The following is a 3,714-nucleotide window of genomic DNA, read 5'->3' on the forward strand; positions in this document are numbered from 1 at the left end:
CGCCCGCGGGACGCCGTCCAGGCCCGGGCCTTCGCGGCGGCGGCCACGGGCCGCACCCACGCCATCGCCCAACGCCTGCGGCGAGAGCCCTGAGCGGGCCGCCGCCGCGAAGGCCAGGCCCTGGACGACGTCCCGCGGGCGGGTGGGGCGCAGCAGGCCGGCGCGGCGCAGCCGGGCGCGGGCCCACAGGGTGAACGGCAGGACGACCAGGGGTGTGGTCGCGGAGCCGGGGGTGTACCCGCGGACGGCCGCCGCCTGGGCCAGGTGCACGAGGCCGTGCGCGCCGAAGCCGTTCAGCGCGGTCCGGTAGACGGCGGACCGGCCGCCCGTGCGCCACCCGTCGGCCGCCGCCGCGGCGACGACGACCCCCATCGCGGCGACCGCGGTGCCGAACCGGCGCCGGTCCATGCCCGCGAGGCCCCGCCACACCGGCTCGGGCACCCCGGGGAGCCGCCCGCGCAGCTCCGGCAGCCGGGTCCGCAGCCAGCGCTGCACCATGACGACTTCCTCGGTGTCGTGCACCGCCCAGGCGGCCAGCAGCCCCCAAGTGACGGCCCCGGTCACGGCATTCGTCTCGCTTCGCATCGGCGCCCAGTCTGCCAGGGCCGGCCAGGCCGCCGCCGGTCAGCCCGCGAACGGCACCGGCGCCGGGGCGGCGGTCCGCCGGCCGTCGGGGTGCGCCCACAGGCCTTGCGCGGCGAGCCGGGGCAGGACGCCCTCGCCGAACCAGTACGCCTCCTCCAGGTGCGGATAGCCGGAGAGGACGAACTCGTCGATGCCGAGGGCGTGGTACTCCTTGATGCGCTCGACGACCTCGTCGTGGCTGCCGACCAGGGCCGTGCCCGCGCCGCCGCGCACCAGCCCGACGCCGGCCCACAGGTTGGGGTGGATCTCCAGGCTCTCCCGGCTGCCGCCGTGCAGGGCGAGCATGCGCCGCTGCCCCTCCGACTCGCTGCGGGCGAGGCCCTGTTGCACGGCCCGTACGGTCTCCGCGTCGAAGCCGGCGAGCATCCGGTCCGCCTCCGCCCAGGCCTGCGCGGCGGTGTCCCGGGTGATGACGTGCAGCCGGATGCCGAAGCGCGGGGTACGGCCGTGCCGCGCGGCGAGCTTCCGGATCCAGGCGGTCTTCTCGGCGACCTGCGCGGGCGGCTCGCCCCAGGTGAGGTACACGTCGGCGTACCGGGCCGCGACCTCGCCGGCCGCCGGGGAGGAGCCGCCGAAGTACACCTCGGGAACCGGCTCGGGCGGACGGCTGAGCCGCGCCTCCTCGACCCGCAGATGCTCCCCGTGCAGGTCGACGCTCTTGCCGTCCCACAACTCCCGGACGACGGACAGGAATTCGCCGGTACGACGGTAGCGGGCGTCCTTGTCGAGGAAGTCGCCGTAGGCGCGCTGCTCGTGGCTCTCGCCGCCGGTGACGACATTGAGCAGCAGCCGTCCGCCGGTGTGCCGCTGGAAGGTGGACGCCATCTGGGCGGCGAGCGTCGGGGAGAGGAAGCCGGGCCGGAAGGCGACCAGGAACTTCAGCCGCTCGGAGTTCTGGCTGACCATGGCGGTGGTCAGCCACGCGTCCTCGCACCACGCGCCGGTCGGGGTGAGCGCACCGACGAACCCCAGGTCCTCGGCGGCCCGGGCGATCTGGCTCAGATAGGCGACGGTCGGCGGCCGGTCCCGGCCGGAGGCGGTCGCCGGGGTGCCGTGGCCGCCGCCGACGACGTCGCGGCTGTCGCCGTTGGTGGGCAGGAACCAGTGGAAGGTGAGGGACACGTGGGGTCTCCGATCAGAGCAGGCCGTGCCGGGACGGCCGGGTCCCGCCGGGCAGGGGGCGACCGGTGCGCCGGATCCGCGGGCGGACCGGACGTCACCTGGCCGCGGGCACGCGGAACGCGTGCCCGCGGGACGTGCGCGACGCATCCCGGGCAGGCGGAATTCCGCGATCCCGCCGGGAGAAGCGGGACGGAATGCAGGCGTGCCGTCGCCGGGGGGACCCGGAAGGGGGACGTGAAAGCTGCGGGCGGAATCAGACCGCGCGGCGACAGGAGGCGCTGGAGACGCGCGCGAGGTCGACATGGCGTCGCCGCGTGAGGTCCAGTCGCATCAGCATGCCGTCGATCGTGGCAGCAGCCGGTGACAGCCGTCAAGGAAATCCCGGCGGCCTGGTGAGGGTCCCCCGGATTTCACGGCGCTGTCACAGAAAGCCCAGGCTAGCGGCCCCTTGGCGGCCCTCAGGAGCGGCCGTCCTCCTCCTGGCCCTCGACCACCACGAGGAAGGCGTCCGATTTCAGGTCCATGACCACGGTCGCCGGTTCGCCCTCGGCGCGCCGGGCGGCCGCGTACTCCTCCGCGGGCCACGATCCGCGCGGAGCCCCGGCGGGAAAACGTTCCAACACCTTCGTACGCATGACGGCGGCCACCTCCTGCGTCGCTGACCCGGACGGAATGTACGCGTTGTACTGATCCGGCTGCCCCGGATCGGTGGGGACATGTCACCGCACACCCGCACGGCCGCAGGCCTGCTGTCCGGCACACCCGCTGGGCCGCGGCCCGGCACTCCGGCACACCCGCAGCAGCCGTCCTCCGGGTCGCCCGCCTTCCCGCGCGCCCGCCCCCGCCGTTCCGGTGAGGGCCGCGTCCGCCGGCCCGCTCCGGCGGGAAGTCTCCTCAGAAGTCCGGCGAAGAGGGCCTGGCCAGCCGGCCGGTGCAGAGCGCCGCCGACACGAAGGACCTGGGTGCGATGAACCACCACGACCCGACCGACGGGCTCCACTGCCTGGTCACCGGCGCCACGGGCTACATCGGTGGCCGTCTCCTCCCCGAGCTGCTGGCCGCCGGGCACCGGGTGCGCTGCCTCGCCCGCTCCCCCGGCAAGCTGCGCGACCACCCGTGGGCGGGCGCGGTGGAGGAGGTGCGGGGGGACGTCACGGACGCCGCTGCGGTCGCCGAGGCGATGCGGGACATCGACGTGGCCTACTACCTGGTGCACACGCTCGGCAGCGGCAAGGACTTCGAGGAGACCGACCGCCGCGCCGCCCGCGTCTTCGGGCAGCGGGCCGAGGCGGCCGGCGTGCGGCGCATCGTGTACCTCGGCGGTCTCACGCCGCCGGGGGTGCCCGAGGAGCGGCTCTCCCCGCACCTGCGGTCCCGGGCGGAGGTGGGCCGCATCCTGCTGGCCTCGGGCGTACCGACCGCCGTGCTGCGCGCCGCCGTGATCATCGGCTCGGGCTCGGCCTCCTTCGAGATGCTCCGGTACCTCACCGAGCGGCTGCCGGTGATGGTCACCCCCAGCTGGGTGCGCACCCGGATCCAGCCCATCGCCGTGCGGGACGTGCTGCGGCTGCTCGTCGGCGGCGCGGGCCTGCCGGACGGGGTGAACCGGACCTTCGACATCGGCGGTCCGGACGTCCTGACGTACCGGGACATGATGGTCCGCTACGCGCGGGTCGCGGGGCTCCCCCGGCGGCTCATCGTGCCCGTCCCCGTCCTCACCCCCGGCCTGTCCAGCCATTGGGTGGGGCTCGTCACGCCCGTCCCGGCGTCCCTGGCGCGGCCCCTGACCGAGTCGCTGCGGCACGAGGTGGTCTGCCGCGAGCATGACATCGACCGGTACGTGCCCGCGCCGCCCGGGCATCCGCTCGGTTTCGACGAGGCGGTGCGGCTGGCCCTGCGCCAGGTGCGCGCGCGGGTCGCGGGGCTCCCCCGGCGGCTCATCGTGCC

5 protein-coding genes are annotated in these 3,714 nt (G+C 75.5%); 1 reads left to right on the plus strand and 4 read right to left on the minus strand.

Annotated features, from left to right (window positions below):
• The 4 genes from CCN44_RS40135 to CCN44_RS45330 form a co-directional block, all read right to left on the minus strand.
• Positions 1–585 (minus strand): HXXEE domain-containing protein (locus CCN44_RS40135; RefSeq protein ID WP_107502171.1); only part of this gene is annotated, 585 nt, incomplete at its 3' end.
• A gap of 39 nt (positions 586–624) precedes the next feature.
• Complete coding sequence (locus tag CCN44_RS40140) at positions 625–1,767, minus strand: LLM class flavin-dependent oxidoreductase (protein WP_086704050.1); 1,143 nt, start codon at positions 1,765–1,767, stop codon at positions 625–627.
• 253 nt (positions 1,768–2,020) lie between these two features.
• The gene (locus tag CCN44_RS47980) at positions 2,021–2,104 is read right to left on the minus strand and encodes a putative leader peptide (RefSeq protein WP_391041947.1); all 84 of its coding nucleotides are present in this window, start codon (positions 2,102–2,104) and stop codon (positions 2,021–2,023) included.
• 121 nt (positions 2,105–2,225) lie between these two features.
• Entirely contained in the window at positions 2,226–2,402 is a 177-nt protein-coding gene (locus CCN44_RS45330) for a hypothetical protein (protein ID WP_167404083.1), read from the minus strand.
• A gap of 332 nt (positions 2,403–2,734) precedes the next feature.
• Between CCN44_RS45330 and CCN44_RS40150 the strand changes: the two genes are divergently transcribed.
• Positions 2,735–3,714 (plus strand): NAD(P)H-binding protein (locus CCN44_RS40150; RefSeq protein ID WP_143650396.1); only part of this gene is annotated, 980 nt, incomplete at its 3' end.

The organism is Streptomyces tricolor (genome assembly GCF_002155905.1).
GTDB classification, from domain to species: domain Bacteria; phylum Actinomycetota; class Actinomycetes; order Streptomycetales; family Streptomycetaceae; genus Streptomyces; species Streptomyces tricolor.